Here is a 19,046-nt window from a genome sequence, read left to right on the forward strand (position 1 = left end):
GGCCATGACGCAAACGACCGCCGCAAAGACCGGCACCGACGTACGTACCCCCTGGGGCGAATTCTGGCGCAAGTTCCGCAAGCAGCATGTGGGCGTTGGCGCCCTGGTGTTCGTCCTGCTGTTGGTGCTGGTGGCCGTGCTGGCGCCCTGGATCAGCCCGTACGATGCCGAGAACTACTTCGACTACGACATGATCAACACCGGCCCGTCCTGGACCCACTGGTTCGGGGTCGATCCGCTGGGCCGCGACATCTTCAGCCGCATCCTGATGGGGGCGCGCATTTCGCTGGCGGCCGGCTTCCTGTCGGTGCTGCTGGGCGGCCTGATCGGCACCGCGCTGGGCCTGCTGGCCGGGTATTACGAAGGCTGGTGGGATCGCATCACCATGCGCATCTCGGACGTGCTGTTCGCGTTCCCCGGCATCCTGCTGGCGCTGGGCGTGGTCGCCGTGCTGGGCAGCAGCATGACCAACGTGGTGGTGGCGGTATCGGTGTTCAGCGTGCCGGCGTTCGCGCGATTGGTGCGCGGCAATACGCTGGCGCTGAAGAACCTCACCTACATCGAGGCCACCAAGAGCATCGGCGCGTCCGACTGGACCATCCTGGTGCGCCACATCCTGCCGGGTACCATCTCGTCCATCGTGGTCTACTTCACCATGCGTGTGGGCACCTCGATCATCACCGCCGCCAGCCTGTCGTTCCTGGGCATGGGCGCGCAGCCGCCCACCCCGGAATGGGGCGCCATGCTGAACGAGGCGCGCGCCGACATGGTCAACGCCCCGCACGTGGCCCTGTTCCCCAGCCTGGCCATCTTCTTCACCGTGCTGGCATTCAACCTGCTGGGCGATGCCCTGCGCGATGCGCTGGACCCCAAGATCGACCGCCTGTAGCCTGCCGCGATGGACAAGCAATTGAATCTTCCCCGCATCGGCGCGCTGCCGGCGGGGCCGCTGGATGCCATCAGCGACGTGGCCGGCGTGACCGTCGGGCATTGCACCCTGGCCGACGGCCCGCTGCAGACCGGCGTGACGGTGGTGCGCCCGCATGCCGGCGATCCGTACCGCGACAAGGTGGCGGCGGCCGCCGCCGTGCTGAACGGTTTCGGCAAGAGCACGGGCCTGGTCCAGGTGCGCGAGCTGGGCGTGCTGGAGACGCCCATCGCGCTCACCAACACCTTCGGCGTGGGCAGCGTCGCCAATGCGCAGATCCGCGCGGCGGTGGCCGCCAACCCCGAGATCGGGCGCGGCCTGCCCACGGTCAACCCGCTGGTGTTCGAGTGCAACGACGGCTACTTGAACGACATCCAGGCGCTGGCGGTGCAGGAAACCCATTACACGCAGGCGCTGGCCGCCGCTGCCGAGCGCTTCGCGCAGGGCTCGGTGGGGGCGGGGCGCGGCATGTCCTCGTTTTCGCTCAAGGGCGGCATCGGCTCGGCGTCGCGGCTGGCCGAGATCCAGCCCGGCCAGCGCTATACCGTGGGCGCGCTGGTGCTGGCCAACTTCGGCCGCCTGCCCAGCCTGACCGTGGCTGGGCGTCCGTTCGGCCGCGAACTGGCGCGCCAGCAGGACCGCGGCCTGCCGGACGCCGCGGCGTCCGGCCCCGAGCAGGGCTCCATCATCCTGCTGGCCGCCACCGACGCGCCGCTGGATGCCCGCCAACTGCGCCGCCTGGCGCTGCGGGCGGGCGCCGGGCTGGCCCGCACCGGCTCGGTGTTCGGCCACGGCAGCGGCGACATCGCCCTGGCGTTCTCCACGGCCTATACGATTCCCCACCTGGCCGAGCGCGGCATGCCCGCCGTGGCGCTGCTGCACGAGACGCGCATCGATCCGCTGTTCGAAGCCGCCGCCGAGGCGGCCGAGCAGGCCATCGTGGCGGCGCTGTGGCATGCCGATTCCGTGTCCGGGCGCGACGGCCATCGCCGCATCTGCATCCGCGAAGCCGCGCCGCGCTGGCGCGAATGGCTGGCGCGCACCGAACTCTAGCGCCTGTTCACTGGTGATATATCCATGAAGATCCTGATTTCCACTGATATCGAAGGCGTGGCCGGCGTATTCCATGCCGAGCAGGTGCGCGCCGGCAATGGCGAGTACGAGCGCGCCCGCGCCTGGATGACCGGCGAGGCCAACGCCGCGGTCCAGGGCGCGTTCGCCGGCGGGGCCGACGAAGTGCTGGTCAACGACTCGCACGGCGGTTTCCGCAACCTGCTGCCCGACGCGCTGGACGAGCGCGCCCGCCTGGTGCTGGGCAAGCCGCGCTACCTGGGCATGATGGGCGGCCTGGAAGAGCAATGCGACGCGGTGTTCCTGGTCGGCTACCACGCGCGTTCGCAGGCGCGCGGCATCCTGGCCCACACCATCAACAGCTTCGCGTTCGCCCGGGTCTTCATCAACGGCCAGGAACTCGGCGAGGCCGGACTGTACGGGGCGCTGGCCGGCGAGCTGGGCGTGCCGGTGATCCTGGGCAGCGGCGATGACGTCTTCATCGCCGAAACGCGCGAGCTGTTCCCGCACGCCCAGTGGGTGCAGACCAAGGTGGCGCACGGGCAGGGCAGCGGGGCCACCCTGTCGCCGGCGGCCGCCCGCCGCGCCATCGCCGCTGCCGCCGAGGCCGCCGTGCGCGGGATGGCGGGCGCGGTTCCCCTGCGCATCGCCGCGCCTATAGAATGCCGGTTGCAGACGCAGAGTTCGGCGCTGGCCGACCTGTTCTGCATGTGGCCCGCGCTCGAGCGCGTGGACGGCGTGACCGTGCGCTTCACCGCGGGCAGCATGCAGGACGCCATCCGTACGCTGAACAGCCTGTCGGCCATGTCGTTCATGCTGCGCTGAGGAACTTCATGTCACCCACCGATACCCGCATTGCCGCACTGCGGCAGGCCATGCGCCGCCACGGCCTGGACGCCTGCATCGTGCCATCCGCCGATCCCCACCTGTCCGAATACCTGCCGGAGCGCTGGCAGGGCCGGCAATGGCTGAGCGGCTTCACCGGGTCGGTGGGCACGCTGGTGGTCACGGCCGATTTCGCCGGCCTGTGGGTGGACAGCCGCTACTGGGTCCAGGCCGAGGCCCAACTCGCCGGCACTGGCGTGCAACTGATGAAAATCGCGGCCGCCGCCTCGCCCGGGCACATCGAGTGGCTGGCCGGGAACTTGCGCGCCGGCCAGCGGGTCGGCGTCGACGGCCAGGTGCTGGGCCTGGCCGCGTTCCGGGCCCTGACGGCCGCCCTGGCGCCGGTCGGCGCGACGCTCGACATCCAGGCCGACCTGCTGGCCGAGATCTGGCCCGACCGCCCGGGCCTGCCCGACGCGCCGGTCTACGAGCACCTGGCCCCGCACGCCTGCGTGGCACGCGCCGACAAGCTGGCGCAGGTGCGCCAGGCCATGCGGGCGCACGGCGCCGACTTGCACCTGGTATCCACCCTGGACGACATTGCCTGGCTGTTCAACCTGCGCGGCGCGGACGTCTCGTACAACCCGGTGTTCCTGGCGCACGCGCTGGTCGGCCCGGACCACGCCACGCTGTTCGTGGCCGACGGCAAGATCGACCAGGCCCTGCGCGCCGTCCTGGCCGCCGACGGCGTCGCGGTCGCGCCGTACCGGCAGGCGGCCGAGGCGCTGGGCTCGCTCGAGCGCGACCAGACCCTCCTGATCGACCCGGCCCGCGTCACCTGCGGGGTGTTCCATGCCATGGACCCGGCCGTGCCGCGGGTCGAGGCCATCAACCCGTCGACCCTGCTCAAGTCGCGCAAGACCGACGCCGAGCTGGCCCACGTGCGCGAAGCCATGGAACTGGACGGCGCGGCGCTGTGCGAGTTCTTCGCCTGGTTCGAACAGGCGCTGGGCCGCGAAACCATCACTGAGCTGACCATCGACGAGCGGATCACCGCCGCCCGGGCGCGCCAGCCCGGTTATGTGTGTCCCAGCTTCGGCACCATTGCCGGCTTCAACGCTAACGGCGCCATGCCGCACTATCGCGCCACGCCGCAAGCGCATGCGGTCATCGAGGGCGACGGCCTGCTGCTGATCGATTCGGGCGGCCAGTACCTGGGCGGCACCACCGACATCACGCGGGTAGTGGCGGTGGGCAGTCCGAACGCCGACCAGAAGGTCGATTTCACGCTGGTGCTCAAGGGCATGATCGCCCTGTCGCGCGCCGCCTTCCCGCGCGGCACGCCGTCGCCCATGCTCGACGCCATCGCGCGCGCGCCGATCTGGCAGGGCGGCGCCGAGTATGGCCACGGCACCGGCCATGGGGTGGGCTATTTCCTCAATGTGCACGAGGGCCCGCAGGTCATCTCGTACCGCGCCGCGCCGGGGCCCCACACGGCCATGGAGCCGGGCATGATCACCTCCAACGAGCCGGGCATCTACCGTCCCGGGCGCTGGGGCGTGCGCATCGAGAACCTGGTGGCCAATCGCACCTGGCTGAAGACCGACATGGGCGAGTTCCTCTGCTTCGAGACGCTCACTCTGTGCCCGATCGACACCCGCTGCATCGACGCGTCGCTGCTGCGGCCCGACGAGATCGCCTGGCTGGACGACTACCACCGCACGGTGCGCGAGCGCCTGGCGCCGCGCGTGGACGGGCCGGCGCTGGCCTGGCTGCAGGAACGCACCCGGCCGCTGCAGGCCTGAAAAGGGCGTGCTCCCGGGCCACCCCGGGGTTGGCCAGGTGTCTGACACCCTCCGGGTGTCAGACACCGCTTCACCGTCCGCTCCCCCGCATCGCTCTGCCGTCCGCCCGCGCCCCGCCGCCGGCGCCAGTCGCCGCGGGGCGCCTGCCCTTTGTTACGTGACAGGCCTCAGGGAAAACCCCTGATCGGCCAATCGGCCGGCTATAATCCAAATTTCCCGCATGCGCCCGTCCGTCCCGGGCGCCCATTACGATGACCAAATACGTATTTGTCACCGGCGGTGTGGTGTCCTCCCTGGGCAAAGGGATCGCCGCCGCGTCCCTCGCCGCGATCCTCGAATCGCGCGGCCTCCAAGTCACCCTGCTCAAGCTCGATCCCTACATCAACGTCGATCCCGGCACCATGAGCCCGTTCCAGCACGGCGAGGTGTTCGTCACCGAAGACGGCGCCGAGACCGACCTGGACCTGGGCCACTACGAGCGCTTCATCTCGGCCAAGATGCACAAGGTGAACAACTTCACCACCGGCCAGATCTACGAATCCGTGCTGCGCAAGGAGCGCCGGGGCGACTACCTGGGCAAGACGGTCCAGGTCATCCCGCACATCACCAACGAGATCCAGGACTTCATCGCGCGCGGCGCCGACGCCGCCTGGAACGGCGCCACCGACGTGGCCATCGTCGAGATCGGCGGCACGGTCGGCGACATCGAGTCCCTGCCTTTCCTGGAAGCCGCCCGCCAGATGAGCCTGCGCCTGGGGCGCAACAATGCCGCTTTCGTGCACCTGACCCTGGTGCCGTTCATCGCCTCGGCCGGCGAACTCAAGACCAAGCCCACCCAGCACTCGGTGCAGAAGCTGCGCGAGATCGGCATCTATCCCAACCTGCTGCTGTGCCGCGCCGACCGCCCCATCCCCGACGACGAGCGCGCCAAGATCTCGATGTTCTCCAACGTCCCGCTGGACGCGGTCATTTCCGTGTGGGACGCCGATTCCATCTACAAGATTCCCGCCATGCTGCACAAGCAGGGCGTCGACAACATCGTCTGCGAGGCCCTGGGGCTGACCCCGCCGCCGGCCGACCTGTCCATGTGGGACAACCTGGTCGAGGCGCTCGAGCATCCCCAGCACCAACTGACCATCGGCATGGTCGGCAAGTACGTCGACCTGACCGAATCGTACAAGTCGCTGTCCGAGGCGCTGGTGCACGCCGGCATCCACACGCGCTCGAAGATCAACATCGAGTACATCGATTCCGAAGACATCGAGACCCGCGGCACCGACCAGCTCAAGCACCTGGACGCCATCCTGGTGCCGGGCGGCTTCGGCAAGCGCGGCACGGAAGGCAAGATCGCGGCCATCCGCTATGCGCGCGAAAACGGCGTGCCGTACCTGGGCATCTGCCTCGGCATGCAGCTGGCGGTCATCGAGTTCGCCCGCCACGTGGCGGGCCTGGGCGGCGCCAACAGCACCGAGTTCGACCCGTCCGCCCCGCATCCCGTGGTGGCGCTCATCACCGAATGGATGGACCGCGAAGGCAAGGTCGAGAAGCGCGACGCCAGTTCCGACCTGGGCGGCACCATGCGCAAGGGCGCGCAGCGCTGCCCCATCAAGCCGGGCACCCGCGCGCAGGCCATCTACGGCGACGACGTCAACGAGCGCCATCGTCATCGTTACGAAGTCAACAACGTGTACGTGCCGCGCCTCGAAGAAGCGGGCATGGTCATCAGCGCGCGCACGCCCACCGAGAACCTGCCCGAAATGATGGAACTGCCCGACCACCCCTGGTTCGTGGGGGTGCAGTTCCACCCGGAATTCACCTCCACCCCGCGTGACGGCCACCCGCTGTTCTCGAGTTTCATCGAGGCGGCCATCGCGAACCACGCGCGCAAGACCCAGGAGGCCTAAATGAAAGCCTGCGGTTTCGACATCGGCCTGGAACACCCGTTCTTCCTCATCGCGGGTCCGTGCGTCATCGAGTCGCGCGAGCTGGCATTCGACACCGCCGGCCGCCTGAAGGAAATCACCGGCAGGCTGGGCATCCCCTTCATTTACAAAAGCTCGTTCGACAAGGCCAACCGCAGCTCGGGCAAGTCGTTCCGCGGGCTGGGCATCGACGAAGGCCTGAAGATCCTCGCCGACGTGCGGGCCCAGCTGGGGGTGCCGGTGCTGACCGACGTGCACGAGACCTCCCAGGTCGCGCCGGTTGCCGCCGTGGTCGACATGCTGCAGACCCCGGCCTTCCTGTGCCGCCAGACCGACTTCATCCGCGCCTGCGCGGCCTCGCTCAAGCCGGTCAACATCAAGAAAGGCCAGTTCCTGGCGCCGCACGACATGGTGCAGGTGGCCCAGAAGGCCCGCGACGCGGCCATCGAGGCCGGTGGCGACGGCAACAATATCCTGGTGTGCGAGCGCGGCGCTTCTTTCGGATACAACAACTTAGTGTCCGACATGCGCTCGCTGGCTATCATGCGGGAAACCGGCTGTCCCGTCGTGTTCGATGCCACTCATTCGGTGCAGCTGCCGGGCGGGCAGGGCACTTCCTCGGGCGGCCAGCGGGAATTCGTCCCAGTCCTGGCGCGCGCGGCCGTGGCGGTGGGCGTGGCGGGCCTGTTCATGGAAACCCACCCCAACCCGGCCTGCGCGCTGTCCGATGGCCCCAACGCCGTGCCGCTGGACCACATGGCCGCGTTGCTCGAGTCGCTCGTCGAACTCGATCGCGTGACCAAACGCAACGGCTTCATCGAAAACCAGTTCGTCTGACCAGGGTGCCGCCGTCATGAATCTGTTTATCGTTCAGGGAATCTGAGAAATTATGAGTGCAATCGTCGACATCATCGGCCGCGAAATCCTCGATTCGCGCGGCAATCCCACCGTCGAGTGCGACGTGCTGCTGGAATCGGGCGCCATGGGGCGCGCGGCCGTGCCGTCGGGCGCGTCCACCGGCGAGCGCGAGGCCATCGAGCTGCGCGACGGCGACAAATCGCGCTACCTGGGCAAGGGCGTGCTGCGCGCGGTGGAAAACCTCAACACCGAGATCTCCGAAGCGCTCATGGGCCTGGATGCGCAGGAACAGACGTTCGTCGACCGCACTCTCATCGATCTGGACGGCACCGACACCAAGGAACGCCTGGGCGCCAATGCGCTGCTGGCCGCCAGCATGGCGGTGGCGCGCGCCGCCGCCGACGAGTCCGGCCTGTCGTTGTATCGCTACTTCGGCGGCAGCGGTCCCATGAGCATGCCCGTGCCCATGATGAACGTCATCAACGGCGGCGCGCACGCCAACAACACGCTCGACCTCCAGGAACTGATGATCCTGCCGGTGGGCGCGACCAGCTTCCGCGAAGCGCTGCGCTGGGGCGCCGAAGTGTTCCACGCCCTCAAGAAGCTGATCCACGGCCAGGGCATGTCGACCGCGGTCGGCGACGAAGGCGGGTTCGCGCCCAACGTGCCCAATCACGAGGCGGCCATCCAGCTGATCCTCAAGGCCATCACCGAGGCCGGCTACGAGCCCGGCTCGCAGATCGCCCTGGGCCTGGATTGCGCCAGCTCCGAATTCTTCCGCGACGGCAAGTACACGCTGGCCGGCGAGGGCGGCCTGTCGCTGTCTTCCCAGGAGTTCGCCAACCTGCTGGCGACGTGGTGCGACAAGTACCCGATCATCAGCATCGAGGACGGCATGGCCGAGAACGACTGGGACGGCTGGAAGCTCCTCACCGAGCAGCTCGGCAAGAAGGTGCAGCTGGTGGGCGACGACCTGTTCGTCACCAACACCCGCATCCTGAAGGAAGGCATCCAGAAGGGTGTGGCCAACTCGATCCTGATCAAGATCAACCAGATCGGCACCCTGACTGAAACCTTCGCCGCCATCGAAATGGCCAAGCGCGCCGGCTACACCGCCGTCGTGTCGCACCGTTCGGGCGAAACCGAAGACTCCACCATTGCCGATATCGCGGTGGCCACCAACGCCATGCAGATCAAGACGGGCTCGCTGTCGCGCTCGGACCGCATGGCCAAGTACAACCAGTTGCTGCGTATCGAAGAGGAACTGGCCGAAGTGGCTTCGTACCCGGGCCTCGAGGCGTTCTACAACCTGCGTTGACCGGGCGCGGGGCAGGGCGCGCCGCGCCTTGTCCCCGTCCAGGGCCGCACCTGTTGGGGGTTTTTCGCGTATGCGCCTGTTGTTCCTGGTGCTGCTCGTCTTGCTGGGCCTGATCCAGTACCCGCTGTGGCTGGGCAAGGGCGGTTGGCTCAAGGTCTGGGACCTGCAGCGCCAGGTGGCGGCCCAGCACGAAACCAACGAAGGCCTGCGCGCGCGCAACGCGGCGCTCGAGGCCGAGGTGCGCGACCTCGCCACCGGCGTGGGCGCCGTCGAAGAACGGGCCCGCAGCGAATTGGGCATGATGCGCGAAGGCGAGGTCTTCGTGCAGATATTGCCGCCCGGCAGCGCCGTGCCGAATACCCCGGCGCCCGCCGGGACCGCTCCCGCCAAGCCCGCCGCGCCGCGCCGCTGATCGTCGGCTGGCGCCGCTTCCAGGCCCTAGCTGTCGTCCCACGCGCACGCCAGGGCGCCGTATACCACCGGCCCGCGCCGCGCCGCCGGCCAGGCGTGCCAATCCGCCGGGTGCGACTGCATCTCGATGCGCAATTCCAGCTTGAGTGGCAGTACGCCGCGCGACCAGGCGCGCGCGGTGCAGCCGCTGCCCGCCTGGCCGGCCCGGCGCAGCAGCGCCCGCACCAGCGGCGACAGCGGCTCGTGCAGGAATGTCAGCCGCGCATGCAGAGTATTGGCCTCGAAGATGGTCGGCTCGCCGCCTCGCGCGGCGTGCTGCTCGGCCTGGTAATCATTGCTGATGGCGCGCCGCCCGGGCGCGGCGGGCACGGCCAGGCCCCGGCGCGCATGAACCTGGAAGGCGGCGGCGCTGGGTTGCAGGACTTCGATGCGCCAGGGGGCCATGCCGGCCTGGCTGCGCAGGCGTTGGAAAGCCCGCTGCTGCGCCGCCTGCGCGTCGCCGTCCGGGCTGGCATAGCGTGGCCGCAGCGCGCGCTCGAACGCGCGGGCCATGGCATCGGGGGCGCCATGGCCCGTGGCCCCGGCGCGCGCGGCATCCAGCAACGCCACATACGCGACCTGACGCGCCAGATGCCAGTGGGCCGCCTCGACCGCCAGCAGGCCCAGCAGCAGCAACGGCGGGGCGACGATGGCGAATTCCAGCAGGGCGGTTCCGCGGTTGCGCGCTGGCGTGGCGCAGATCGCGGTGCGAGGCGGGCGAACGGGGAGAAGACGAGGGGAGCGCATGGCCGGGCAGTGTGCCCCGCCGGGCCGAACGCGTCGATTGTGGCAACTACGGCTGGACGAGAGCGCCCACGCGCGCCGTCAGTGGACCGTGGGAGGATCCTGCTCGGGCATGGGTCGCGCCGGCGCGAACAGGCCGGAGCAATCGACGGCGTCGAATTCGTACGGCTTGCCGCAGAAATCGCACGACACCCGCACGCTGCCCTGTTCGGCCAGGATATCGTTGACCTCACGTTCGCCCAGGGTGCGCAACATGCTGGCCACCCGCTCCCGCGTGCACGGGCAGTGCCACCGCACCGGGGACGGATCGAACGCGAGCAAGGTTTCTTCCCAGTACAGGCGGTGGATCAGCGTGTCGGTGTCGGTGCGCAGCAACTCGCCGGATTCCAGGGTGTCGGCCAGCATGACGGCGCGCGCGAAACTGTCGGTGGCCTGCTCCGGCGTCACGCCGCCCTGGTCGGGCAGGCGCTGCACCAGCAGGCCGGCGGCGTGCTGGTCGTCAGCCGCCAGCCAGAGCCGCGTGTCGAGCTGTTCCGAGGCTTTCATGTAGTGCTGCAGCGCCTCGGCGACGGTGTCGCCCTCCAGCGGCACGATGCCCTGGTAGGCCTGCTGGCCCGGCACCTTGCGCTGCGGGTCCAGCACCACGATGAAGCGGCCCTGCCCATTGGCGTTGAGCAGCTGCTGCATGCTGCCCCCGGCGGGCGGCTCGTGGCCTTCGCGGATCTTCACCGTGGCGCGCAGGCCCAGGTCGGAGCGGCATTCGACCACGATCAGGGCGATGGGACCGTCACCCTGGATTTGCAGCACCAGCGAGCCTTCGAACTTGATGTTGGCGGCCAGCAGCGTGGCGGCCGCCACCAGTTCGCCCAGCAGCCGCCTGATGGCAGGCGGATATTGATGATGTTCCTGGGCCTGCAGCCACGTCTGGTGCAGCCGCACGGCTTCGACGCGCACGGAGCGGTCTTCGAACAGGTATTTCTTGAGCAGATCGGTCATGGTGGAATGTTAGCCGATCGCCGGAGCGCCGCCGCTTCAGCCGATGCGCTTGAGGGCCTGCTTGTAGTGCTGCGCGCGCGTCTGGTAGTGCCGGGTATTCTTGTGCATGTTGGCGATTTCCTCGGCGGACAATTCGCGCACCACCTTGCCGATGCCGATCACCAGCGAATTGTCGGGGATGACCCGCCCTTCCGGAATGATGGCGCCGGCGCCGACCAGGCAGTTGCGCCCGACCACGGCATTGTTCAGGACGATGGCCTGCATGCCGATCAGGGCGCCTTCATGGATGGCGCAGCCGTGCAGCATGGCCTGGTGGCCCACGGTGACGCCCGGGCCGACCGTCAGCGGACAGCCTTCGTCCACGTGCAGGACGCTCGATTCCTGGATGTTGCTGCCGGCCTGGATGATGATCGGCGCGTTGTCGCCGCGGATCGACACGTGCGACCAGATACTGACGCCCGCCTGCAGGGTGACGTTGCCGATGATGTCGGCGCTGTCGGCGACATAGACGCTGGGATCGATGGCGGGAATATGTTCGTCGAGCTGGTAAATCGGCATGCGCGGTCTCCGGTAAGCATCAGGCCTGGGCCGCGGCGCGCGTTTCCTCGCGCTGACGCAGCACCCTGCGCTGGATTTTACCGGTCGTGGTCATGGGCAGTTCGTCGATGAACTCGATTTCCTTGGGGTACTCGTAGGGTGCCAGGCGGTCGCGCACGTGGTCCTGCAGCGCCTGGACGATCTCGCCAGGCTCGCGGCCCGCGTAGTCGGCCGTCAGCACGACGTAGGCCTTCACCAGCGCGCCGCGCTCGGCATCGGGCTTGGGCACGACGGCGGCGTTGGCCACCGCGGGATGGCCGAGCAGGCAGTTTTCGATTTCGCCCGGCCCGATGCGGTAGCCGGCCGACTTGAAGACATCGTCCGCCCGGCCCGCATACCAGAAGTACCCGTCGGCATCGACGCTGGCCAGGTCGCCGGTGCGGCACCAGTCGCCCGTGAATTTTTCCTGGGTGGCGGCCTCGTTGCGCCAGTAGCCCAGGAACAGGATGGGGTCGGGGAAGCCGTGGATATCGAGCCGGTTCAGCGCGATTTCGCCGACTTCGCCGGACGGCACCGGCTTGCCCGCTTCGTCGATGACCGCCACCTGGTGGCCGGGATAGGGGCGTCCCATGCTGCCCGGTTTGGCGGGCCAGCGGCGCTGGCTGTTGCCCACCAGGTAATTCATTTCCGTCTGGCCGAACATTTCGTTGGGCGTGATGCCCAATGCCGAGCGGCACCAGTCGAAGACCGTTTCCCCGACGCTTTCGCCGGCGCTCATGATGGACCGCAAGGCCAGCCGGTAGCGGCTGGCGGGATCCGGCACCGCTTTCATCATCATCTTGAGCGCGGTGGGGAACAGGAACGTATTGGTGACCTGGTAGCGCTCCATGAGCTCGAAGGCGCGTTCGGGCGAGAAGCGCCCGCGCGTGCCCACGATGGGATGGCCGAAGTACAGGGTGGGCAGCAGGGCGTCCATCATGCCGCCGGTCCAGGCCCAGTCGGCGGGCGACCAGAAGACGTCGCTGGGGCGGGGGAACCAGTCCTGCGAGGCAACGAAGCCCGGCAGGTTGCCGATCAGCACGCTGTGCGGCAGCAGCGCGCCCTTGGGCGCGCCGGTGGTGCCCGACGTGTAGAGCAGGATGGCGGGATCGGCGGCGCGAGTCGGCACCGGCTTGAATTCGGAAGGCTGGCGCGCCAGCAGGCTGCGCCAGGGCAGGACGCGCTCGTCGGCAAAGCCGATGCCGATGATCTGGTGCAGGTTGGGGCAATTGTCGCTGATGCCGAGCAGGTTGGCGCTCGAGGCGTGGTCGACAATGGCGATGCGGGCGTCGGAATCGCGCAGGCGGGTTTCCAGGGCTTCAGGGCCGAACAGGGACGACAGCGGCACGACCACGGCGCCGACGCTGTAGATGGCCATGTGGGCCACCGCGGTCTCCGGCCGTTGTCCCAAAACCACACCTATCCGGTCGCCGCGTTCCACCCCCATCTTGACCAGCCCGTTGGCGAGCTGGTTGGCCGCCTCCGCCAGGCGGGCGTAGGTCCAGACTTCCCGGTTGCCGGATTCGTCTTCGTAATAGATGGCGATGCGCCGTGCGTCCGAACTGCTGGAGGCCCAGCGATGGCAGCAGACGTCCGCGATATTGAACTGGGTCGGCACCAGCCAGCGGAAGGATTGGTAGAGCGCCTGATATTGGTCGTTCATGGCCCTATGTTGTAAGCGCGCCGGCAGCGCCTCCACAGGACGCTGCCTTGGGGCCGGGATGCCCCAAGTGCAAGCATGACCTAGAGGGGCGCGAACTGCAACATTCCCGTGAAGCTAACGGGGACGTATAAGGGTTATCACGGGTGCTTGCCCTGGCGGCGCAGTGCGGACGGCAGGGCGGGCAGCGACAGCGGGCGGCGGGCCCGGGCCGGCATGGGCCCGGGCTCGCGGCGGGCCTGCTGGGCCGCCCAGTCCACCAGCACCAGCTGGCCGTCATGAGTCTCGGCCAGCGCCGACAGGCTCTCGACCCAGTCACCGTCGTTGCAGTACAGGATGCCGGACACCTCGCGCAGTTCCGGCTTGTGGATATGGCCGCACACCACGCCATCGAGGCCGCGCCGGCGGGCTTCCCCGGCCAGGGTTTCCTCGAAGTCCGTAATGAATGCCACGGCGTTCTTGACCTTGTGCTTCAGGTATTGGGACAGGGACCAGTAATGCAGTCCCAGGCGATGGCGCAGGCGGTTGAAATGGTTGTTCAGCCACAGCGCGGTCTGGTAGAGCGTGTCGCCCAGCCGCGCCAGCCATTTGCTGTGCTGGATCACGCCGTCGAACTGGTCGCCGTGCAGCACCAGCAGGCGCAGCCCGCGGGCCGTGACGTGGACGTCCTCGTCCAGCACCTCGATGTCGCCGAAGGCGAAGCCGATGAACTCGCGCGCGAATTCGTCATGGTTGCCGGGCACGAACACCACCCGCGTGCCGTTGCGGGCCTTGCGCAGGATGCGCTGCACGACGTCATTGTGCGCGCGGGGCCAATGCCAGTGCTTGCGCAGCTGCCAGCCGTCGATGATGTCGCCCACCAGGTACAGCGTGTCCGAATCGTTGTGGTCGAGGAAGTCCAGCAGGAACTCGGCCTTGCATCCCGCGGTGCCGAGGTGAATGTCGGAAATCCATAGCGTGCGCCAGTGGGTGGGGCGGATTTCATTCACGTTGGCATCCCTCGGCGATATGGTCATGCCTCGGCATGTAACCACCGCGCCGTGACGCCTGTGTGAACGGGGGATGACGCTGTTGTGACGGCTGCGTCCCTGCAGCCGCTTCAGGGCTTGCGCGGCGGCGCGTTGCGCAGGCGGGTGCCCAGCAGGCGGTCGTGCAGGAATTGGCCGTCGCGGTCGAACCACGACCACGTGAAAATGGCGAACGGCGCCGCCACGATGAACATGTCCACCGATTTCCAGCCGGTGGCGGCCGATGCCGCCGCGACGATGCTCGCGGCCGCCAGCACCAGCGGCCAGGCCAGGATGTACCGCAGGATCAGGCGCGGCACCGATGGCGGGCGGCCGTCACGGTCGACCAGGCGGATGTTCCACGTCTTCATGGGCAGGGTTTGCCCGCCACGGCGCCAGCACAGCACGAAATACGCGCCGATGGCCAGGAACAGCCAGGCTTGGCGCGCGTGGCGCAGCATCAGCGCATGTTTGCTCTGCGTCAAGGTATCGAATAGATAGCCTGCCAGAAATACAACACCAAACAGCAGCACGGCTTCGTACATCATGCAGGCGAAGCGGCGCAGCCGGCTGGGCGTGAGATCGGTATGGGGTGCGGTCATGGGGGCGTATTATCACGCATCCCGGCATGGGCGGCCCCGGCCGGCGCCAGGACAAAAAAAACCCGCCGTTGCGGGCGGGTCTTAAAAGGGGCTGTGCAGCCCCCAAGGGGAAAATGATTCGACTGCTGCGCGCTGGACGACGCGAAATTACGCGGCGGTATGCACGGCCTTGGCGCCGGCGTTGCGGACGGCCAGGGACTTCAGGCCCTTGCCCACCTTGCGCAGGCCCGAAACCAGGGCGCGCATGGGACGAGGACGGAACTGTTCTTCAATGGCTTGCAGCATCAGCTGGCGTTCGAGTTCGTCGGTCAGGCGAACGGAGGAGTTGAGGTTGATCACGGTAGTTCCAGGACTTGCAATATTCAACTGCTAGGGGTTAACCCGGATTTTAGGGTTAACCCTGAATTTATGCAAGCGCCTGGTGCGCGAAGCGCATTTCTGGTGCCGATAATGCGCCAATCCGGCGCCATGTGGCATGGCAGCCACAATATTCGGACTCCGTTGCCGTTTTTTTACAACAACACTGCCGCTCAGGCTGGATCCCGATAGCCCGCCGCGACCAGCTCGAAACCGAACAGCCGGCATTCCAGCGCGCCGTTGTGCAGTGGTGTGCGGCGGCGCGGCTTGAGCCGCAGGCGCTGGGGCAGGTCCCGGTCGCTGGAGATGATATGCATCTGCCAGCCGGCGAATTCCCGCTTCAGGTGCGTCGACCAGGCGCGCCACAGGTCGTCGTCGTCGGTCGGCATGCGTTCGCCATATGGCGGGTTGGTGACGATCCAGCCCTGCGGGGCCGGCGCCGGCACGGTGCGGGCGTCGCCGACCTCGAAACGGATCGTGTCGGCCGTCAGCCAGGCGCGTTCGGCATTGTTGCGGGCATATTCGATGGCTTGCGGGTCCAGGTCGCAGCCCACCAGGGGCGCCTCCAGGCCGGGCAGGATGCGGGCGCGCGCGTCGTCCTTCAGATCGCGCCAGCGGCGCGCGTCGTGGTCGCGCAGGCGCTCGAAGCCGAATGGCCGGGAAATCCCGGCGGGCACGCCCAGCGCGATCCATGCCGCTTCGATCAGGATGGTCCCGCTGCCGCAGAATGGGTCCAGCAGGGCCGCGCCCGGGTCCCAGCCGGCCAGGGCCAGCATGCCGGCGGCGAGGTTTTCGCGCAGCGGGGCTTCGCCCTTGTCCAGGCGCCAGCCGCGCTTGAAAAGCGATTCGCCGGAGGTGTCCAGGTACAGGGTGGCGGTGTGGCCGGTCAGGAACAGGTGCACACGGGCGTCCGGCCGCACCGTATCGATGCTGGGGCGTTCGCCTTCGATCTCGCGCAGGCGGTCGCAGATGCCGTCCTTGGCGCGCAGATTGCAGTATTGCAGGCTTTGCACGGGACTCTTGATCGCCGAAGTATCGACGCGCAGGGTCTGTTCGGCGCCGAACCAGCGTTCCCAGGGCACGCTGCGCGCAAGGTCCAGGATGTCGTCCTCGTGGCTGATCTCGGCATGGGCGACTTGCACCAGGATGCGCGTCGCCAGCCTTGAATACAGGTTGGCGCGCTGCACGCCGGCCCAGTCGGCGCTGAAGTGGCAGCCGGCGCGGCCGGCGCGCGCATCGGCGTAGCCCAGCGCTTGCATTTCGGCGGTCAGCGCTTCTTCCAGGCCCTGGGGGCAGGGGGCGAACACCGGGAAGGTCTCGGCTTCGCGGGGCGCGCGTGGCGTGCGGCGGCGGGTGGCGCGCTCCGGCGGCGCGTCGCGCCCCGCCGGTTCGGCCGGCGGGGTGTTTGCGGAGCGGCGCGGCGGCGCGGGCGGGACGGCTTCCCCGTGGCGGCGCACGACCTGCTCTTTGGTGCGCTCGAGCTGCGCGGCCGAGCGCGCGCGGGCGCCGCTGCGCTTGCGCTTGCCATCGGCGGCGGCGTGGGCGTCGCGCGCCGTTTTCTTGACCGTCAGCGTCTTGCGGCGGCCTTGTTCATCAGAGGACATACGAATCCAGGCCAGCGGCCGGGCAGGTGTGGTCAGAAGGGCTTGAGCACCACCAGCAGCACCACGGCCACGAGCAGCAGGACCGGCACTTCATTGAACCAGCGGTAGAACTTGTGAGAGCGGGTGTTGCGGCCTTGCTCGAACTTGCGCAGCATCACGCCGCAGGCATGATGGTAGCCGATGATGAGGAGCACGAAGAACAGCTTGGCGTGCATCCAGCCGTTGCCCGGCCCCATGCCGATGCCGTAGCCCACGTACAGCCACAGGCCCAGGGCCACGGCGACGATGGCCAGCATGGTGGTGAAGCGGTACAGCCGGCGCGCCATGCCGACCAGACAGGACTGCACGGCAGGGTCGGACTGCTGGGCCAGGTTCACATACAGGCGCGGCAGGTAGAACAGGCCGGCGAACCAGGAAGCGATGAAGACGATGTGAAAGGCCTTGACCCAAAGCATGGCTGGCGTCCGATACGACAAAGCGATGGCCGCATTGTAGTGCGCCGGCGCCGGATGCCGCCAGGAACGGCATCTCAGGCGTAGCGAGGTGTCAGACCCCCCGGGGGGATGGGCGCCGATTTGTCGCGGTTCCTCGAAGGGTGTCTGACACCTGAGGTGGGGGATGGCGGGACATAGCGAGGTGTCTGACACCTGAAGTGGGAAGATGGCAGGCATGTAGCGAGCCAGGTGTCAGACACCATGGCGGCAGTTCCGCTTCAGATCACATACAAGTCGACGTATTCATGCACCGGTATGGCTTCCAGCGCCTGCTGGTCGAGCGACGCCGCCAGGATGCGCGCCTGTTGCCTGGCCGGGAAGATGCGCGCCAGGTTGGTGCGGAATTTCGCTTCCAGCAACGGGATGCCTTCCTGGCGGCGGCGCTTGTGGCCGATGGGGTATTCGCAGACGACTTCGTCGAGCCGGGCGCCGTCGTTGAATTCCACGGTGAGCGCATTGGCGATCGAGCGCTTGTCCGGGTCGTGGTAGTCGCGCGTGAAGGCCGGGTCCTCGACGCAGACGATCTTGGCGCGCAGGGCGTCGATGCGCGGGTCGCTGGCGATTTCGTCTTCGTAGTCGGCGGCGGTGAGGCGGCCGAACAGTACCGGCACCGCCACCATGTATTGCACGCAGTGATCGCGGTCGGCCGGGTTGGCGAGCGGGCCCTGCTTGTCGATGATGCGGATGCATGCCTCGTGCGTGCGGATGGTGATCCGGCTGATCTCGTCGGCCGTCCGTCCGGCCGCCGCGAGCCTGGCGTGGACCTCCATGGCGCATTCGACAGCGGTCTGCGCATGGAATTCGGCCGGGAAGGAAATCTTGAACAGCACGTTTTCCATGACGTAGCTGCCGTACGGGCGCTGGAACTTGAAGGGCTGCCCCTTGAACAGGACGTCATAGAACCCCCAGGTCCTGGCCGTCAGCACCGACGGATAGCCCATTTCGCCGGTCCTGGCGATGAGCGCCAGGCGCACCGCCCGGCTGGTCGCGTCGCCGGCCGCCCAGCTCTTGCGGCTGCCGGTGTTGGGGGCATGGCGATAGGTGCGCAGGCTCTGGCCGTCGACCCAGGCCAGCGACACGGCGTTGATGATCTCGTCGCGCTCCAGGCCGAGCATCTGCGCGACCACGGCCGTGGAGGCCACCTTGACCAGCACGACGTGGTCCAGACCCACCTTGTTGAAGGAGTTCTCCAGCGCGATGCAGCCCTGGATCTCGTGCGCCTTGATCATGCCCGTGAGCACGTCGCGCATGGTCAATGGCGCCTTGCCGGCCGCCACCGCGTTGCGCGACAGCCAGTCGGCCGTCGCCAGGATGCCGCCGAGGTTGTCCGAGGGGTGGCCCCATTCGGCGGCCAGCCAGGTATCGTTGAAGTCGAGCCAGCGGATCATGGCGCCGATATTGAAGGCGGCCTGCACCGGATCGAGCTGGAACTGCGTGCCCGGCACCTTGGCGCCGTTGGGCACCACCGTGCCGGGCACGATGGGGCCCAGCAGCTTGCGGCAGGCCGGGTATTCCAGGGCTTCCAGCCCGCAGCCCAGCGTGTCGATCAGGCAGTTGCGGGCAGTCTCGTAGGCCAGCGCGCTGTCGACCTGGTAGTCCAGGACGTAATCGACGATATCGACCAGTACCTGGTCGGGGGCGGGGCGGACGTTGGAGACGGGGGCGGACATGAGGGGCTCCTTGAGGCGGGCCACGGGCGGCGGCGCACGGGTGGGACGGGCGGTTTACCTGCCATTGCCTGTTATAGATCAGGCAATATGCACAGCATAGGTGTCGACAATCTGGCTTGTAAATCCCGGTCTGGCTATAATTTGACCGCCAATAACGCG

Annotated in this window: 18 protein-coding genes; 8 read left to right on the forward strand and 10 right to left on the reverse strand. The window is 68.0% G+C overall.

Translation table 11 applies throughout. The annotated features are described in order from the left end of the window. The first annotated feature begins 4 nt into the window (after window positions 1-4). The 8 genes from gsiD to ftsB all read left to right on the forward strand — a co-directional run bounded on the left by gsiD (window position 5) and on the right by ftsB (window position 9,139). Window positions 5-889, forward strand: coding sequence for a glutathione ABC transporter permease GsiD (gsiD, locus tag ACKTT0_RS15530; RefSeq protein ID WP_407850733.1), 885 nt, complete (start codon window positions 5-7; stop codon window positions 887-889). A gap of 9 nt (window positions 890-898) precedes the next feature. Beyond that, on the forward strand, window positions 899-1,981 hold the full coding sequence (locus ACKTT0_RS15535) for a DmpA family aminopeptidase (protein ID WP_407850734.1): 1,083 nt from the start codon (window positions 899-901) through the stop codon (window positions 1,979-1,981). Window positions 1,982-2,005: 24 nt separating this feature from the next. Further along, window positions 2,006-2,824, forward strand: coding sequence for a M55 family metallopeptidase (locus tag ACKTT0_RS15540; protein WP_407850735.1), 819 nt, complete (start codon window positions 2,006-2,008; stop codon window positions 2,822-2,824). A gap of 8 nt (window positions 2,825-2,832) precedes the next feature. Further along, window positions 2,833-4,629 (forward strand): aminopeptidase P family protein, encoded by a 1,797-nt coding sequence (locus ACKTT0_RS15545; RefSeq protein WP_407850736.1) that lies wholly within the window; start codon window positions 2,833-2,835, stop codon window positions 4,627-4,629. A 251-nt stretch (window positions 4,630-4,880) separates the two neighbouring features. Continuing rightward, window positions 4,881-6,533 carry a CTP synthase gene (locus ACKTT0_RS15550; protein WP_407850737.1) on the forward strand — a complete coding sequence of 551 codons (1,653 nt, stop codon included), beginning with the start codon at window positions 4,881-4,883 and terminating at the stop codon, window positions 6,531-6,533. Continuing rightward, window positions 6,534-7,388, forward strand: coding sequence for a 3-deoxy-8-phosphooctulonate synthase (gene kdsA, locus ACKTT0_RS15555; protein ID WP_028354328.1), 855 nt, complete (start codon window positions 6,534-6,536; stop codon window positions 7,386-7,388). It abuts the gene before it with no gap. A gap of 52 nt (window positions 7,389-7,440) precedes the next feature. After that, window positions 7,441-8,727: a phosphopyruvate hydratase gene (gene eno / locus ACKTT0_RS15560; protein WP_407850738.1), complete on the forward strand. Its 1,287-nt coding sequence runs from the start codon at window positions 7,441-7,443 to the stop codon at window positions 8,725-8,727. A gap of 70 nt (window positions 8,728-8,797) precedes the next feature. Then, window positions 8,798-9,139, forward strand: coding sequence for a cell division protein FtsB (gene ftsB / locus ACKTT0_RS15565; protein ID WP_407850739.1), 342 nt, complete (start codon window positions 8,798-8,800; stop codon window positions 9,137-9,139). 26 nt (window positions 9,140-9,165) lie between these two features. Here ftsB and ACKTT0_RS15570 read toward each other — a convergent pair whose 3' ends face one another. The 10 genes from ACKTT0_RS15570 to ACKTT0_RS15615 all read right to left on the reverse strand — a co-directional run bounded on the left by ACKTT0_RS15570 (window position 9,166) and on the right by ACKTT0_RS15615 (window position 18,887). Further along, window positions 9,166-9,924: a TadE/TadG family type IV pilus assembly protein gene (locus ACKTT0_RS15570; protein WP_407850740.1), complete on the reverse strand. Its 759-nt coding sequence runs from the start codon at window positions 9,922-9,924 to the stop codon at window positions 9,166-9,168. A 78-nt stretch (window positions 9,925-10,002) separates the two neighbouring features. Further along, window positions 10,003-10,917: an Hsp33 family molecular chaperone HslO gene (hslO, locus tag ACKTT0_RS15575; RefSeq protein WP_407850741.1), complete on the reverse strand. Its 915-nt coding sequence runs from the start codon at window positions 10,915-10,917 to the stop codon at window positions 10,003-10,005. Window positions 10,918-10,953: 36 nt separating this feature from the next. Continuing rightward, on the reverse strand, window positions 10,954-11,475 hold the full coding sequence (locus tag ACKTT0_RS15580; RefSeq protein WP_407850742.1) for a gamma carbonic anhydrase family protein: 522 nt from the start codon (window positions 11,473-11,475) through the stop codon (window positions 10,954-10,956). A gap of 19 nt (window positions 11,476-11,494) precedes the next feature. Next, entirely contained in the window at window positions 11,495-13,156 is a 1,662-nt protein-coding gene (locus ACKTT0_RS15585) for an acetate--CoA ligase (RefSeq protein ID WP_407850743.1), read from the reverse strand. A 137-nt stretch (window positions 13,157-13,293) separates the two neighbouring features. Then, window positions 13,294-14,169: a UDP-2,3-diacylglucosamine diphosphatase gene (locus ACKTT0_RS15590; protein ID WP_407850744.1), complete on the reverse strand. Its 876-nt coding sequence runs from the start codon at window positions 14,167-14,169 to the stop codon at window positions 13,294-13,296. A gap of 83 nt (window positions 14,170-14,252) precedes the next feature. Beyond that, window positions 14,253-14,762, reverse strand: coding sequence for an RDD family protein (locus ACKTT0_RS15595; protein ID WP_407850745.1), 510 nt, complete (start codon window positions 14,760-14,762; stop codon window positions 14,253-14,255). A gap of 147 nt (window positions 14,763-14,909) precedes the next feature. Further along, on the reverse strand, window positions 14,910-15,101 hold the full coding sequence (locus ACKTT0_RS15600) for a hypothetical protein (RefSeq protein ID WP_028354319.1): 192 nt from the start codon (window positions 15,099-15,101) through the stop codon (window positions 14,910-14,912). A 191-nt stretch (window positions 15,102-15,292) separates the two neighbouring features. Further along, window positions 15,293-16,723, reverse strand: coding sequence for a THUMP domain-containing class I SAM-dependent RNA methyltransferase (locus ACKTT0_RS15605; protein WP_407850746.1), 1,431 nt, complete (start codon window positions 16,721-16,723; stop codon window positions 15,293-15,295). Between the two features lie 32 nt (window positions 16,724-16,755). Continuing rightward, window positions 16,756-17,178, reverse strand: coding sequence for a CopD family protein (locus tag ACKTT0_RS15610; RefSeq protein ID WP_407850747.1), 423 nt, complete (start codon window positions 17,176-17,178; stop codon window positions 16,756-16,758). A 257-nt stretch (window positions 17,179-17,435) separates the two neighbouring features. Beyond that, the gene (locus ACKTT0_RS15615) at window positions 17,436-18,887 is read right to left on the reverse strand and encodes a bifunctional 2-methylcitrate dehydratase/aconitate hydratase (RefSeq protein ID WP_407850748.1); all 1,452 of its coding nucleotides are present in this window, start codon (window positions 18,885-18,887) and stop codon (window positions 17,436-17,438) included. Window positions 18,888-19,046: the final 159 nt, after the last annotated feature.

Source organism: Bordetella saccharivorans (genome assembly GCF_045862855.1).
Lineage (GTDB): Bacteria > Pseudomonadota > Gammaproteobacteria > Burkholderiales > Burkholderiaceae_B > Bordetella_A > Bordetella_A petrii_F.

Bases quoted from the DNA above. Each gene is read 5' to 3' on its own strand.
- ACKTT0_RS15590 (WP_407850744.1), bottom strand. From the start codon at position 14,169: ATGACCATATCGCCGAGGGATGCCAACGTGAATGAAATCCGCCCCACC.
- gsiD (WP_407850733.1), top strand. From the start codon at position 5: ATGACGCAAACGACCGCCGCAAAGACCGGCACCGACGTACGTACCCCC.
- ACKTT0_RS15545 (WP_407850736.1), top strand. From the start codon at position 2,833: ATGTCACCCACCGATACCCGCATTGCCGCACTGCGGCAGGCCATGCGC.
- ACKTT0_RS15535 (WP_407850734.1), top strand. From the start codon at position 899: ATGGACAAGCAATTGAATCTTCCCCGCATCGGCGCGCTGCCGGCGGGG.
- hslO (WP_407850741.1), bottom strand. From the start codon at position 10,917: ATGACCGATCTGCTCAAGAAATACCTGTTCGAAGACCGCTCCGTGCGC.
- ACKTT0_RS15595 (WP_407850745.1), bottom strand. From the start codon at position 14,762: ATGACCGCACCCCATACCGATCTCACGCCCAGCCGGCTGCGCCGCTTC.
- ftsB (WP_407850739.1), top strand. From the start codon at position 8,798: ATGCGCCTGTTGTTCCTGGTGCTGCTCGTCTTGCTGGGCCTGATCCAG.
- kdsA (WP_028354328.1), top strand. From the start codon at position 6,534: ATGAAAGCCTGCGGTTTCGACATCGGCCTGGAACACCCGTTCTTCCTC.
- ACKTT0_RS15605 (WP_407850746.1), bottom strand. From the start codon at position 16,723: ATGTCCTCTGATGAACAAGGCCGCCGCAAGACGCTGACGGTCAAGAAA.
- ACKTT0_RS15610 (WP_407850747.1), bottom strand. From the start codon at position 17,178: ATGCTTTGGGTCAAGGCCTTTCACATCGTCTTCATCGCTTCCTGGTTC.
- eno (WP_407850738.1), top strand. From the start codon at position 7,441: ATGAGTGCAATCGTCGACATCATCGGCCGCGAAATCCTCGATTCGCGC.
- ACKTT0_RS15585 (WP_407850743.1), bottom strand. From the start codon at position 13,156: ATGAACGACCAATATCAGGCGCTCTACCAATCCTTCCGCTGGCTGGTG.
- ACKTT0_RS15570 (WP_407850740.1), bottom strand. From the start codon at position 9,924: ATGCGCTCCCCTCGTCTTCTCCCCGTTCGCCCGCCTCGCACCGCGATC.
- ACKTT0_RS15580 (WP_407850742.1), bottom strand. From the start codon at position 11,475: ATGCCGATTTACCAGCTCGACGAACATATTCCCGCCATCGATCCCAGC.
- ACKTT0_RS15550 (WP_407850737.1), top strand. From the start codon at position 4,881: ATGACCAAATACGTATTTGTCACCGGCGGTGTGGTGTCCTCCCTGGGC.
- ACKTT0_RS15540 (WP_407850735.1), top strand. From the start codon at position 2,006: ATGAAGATCCTGATTTCCACTGATATCGAAGGCGTGGCCGGCGTATTC.
- ACKTT0_RS15615 (WP_407850748.1), bottom strand. From the start codon at position 18,887: ATGTCCGCCCCCGTCTCCAACGTCCGCCCCGCCCCCGACCAGGTACTG.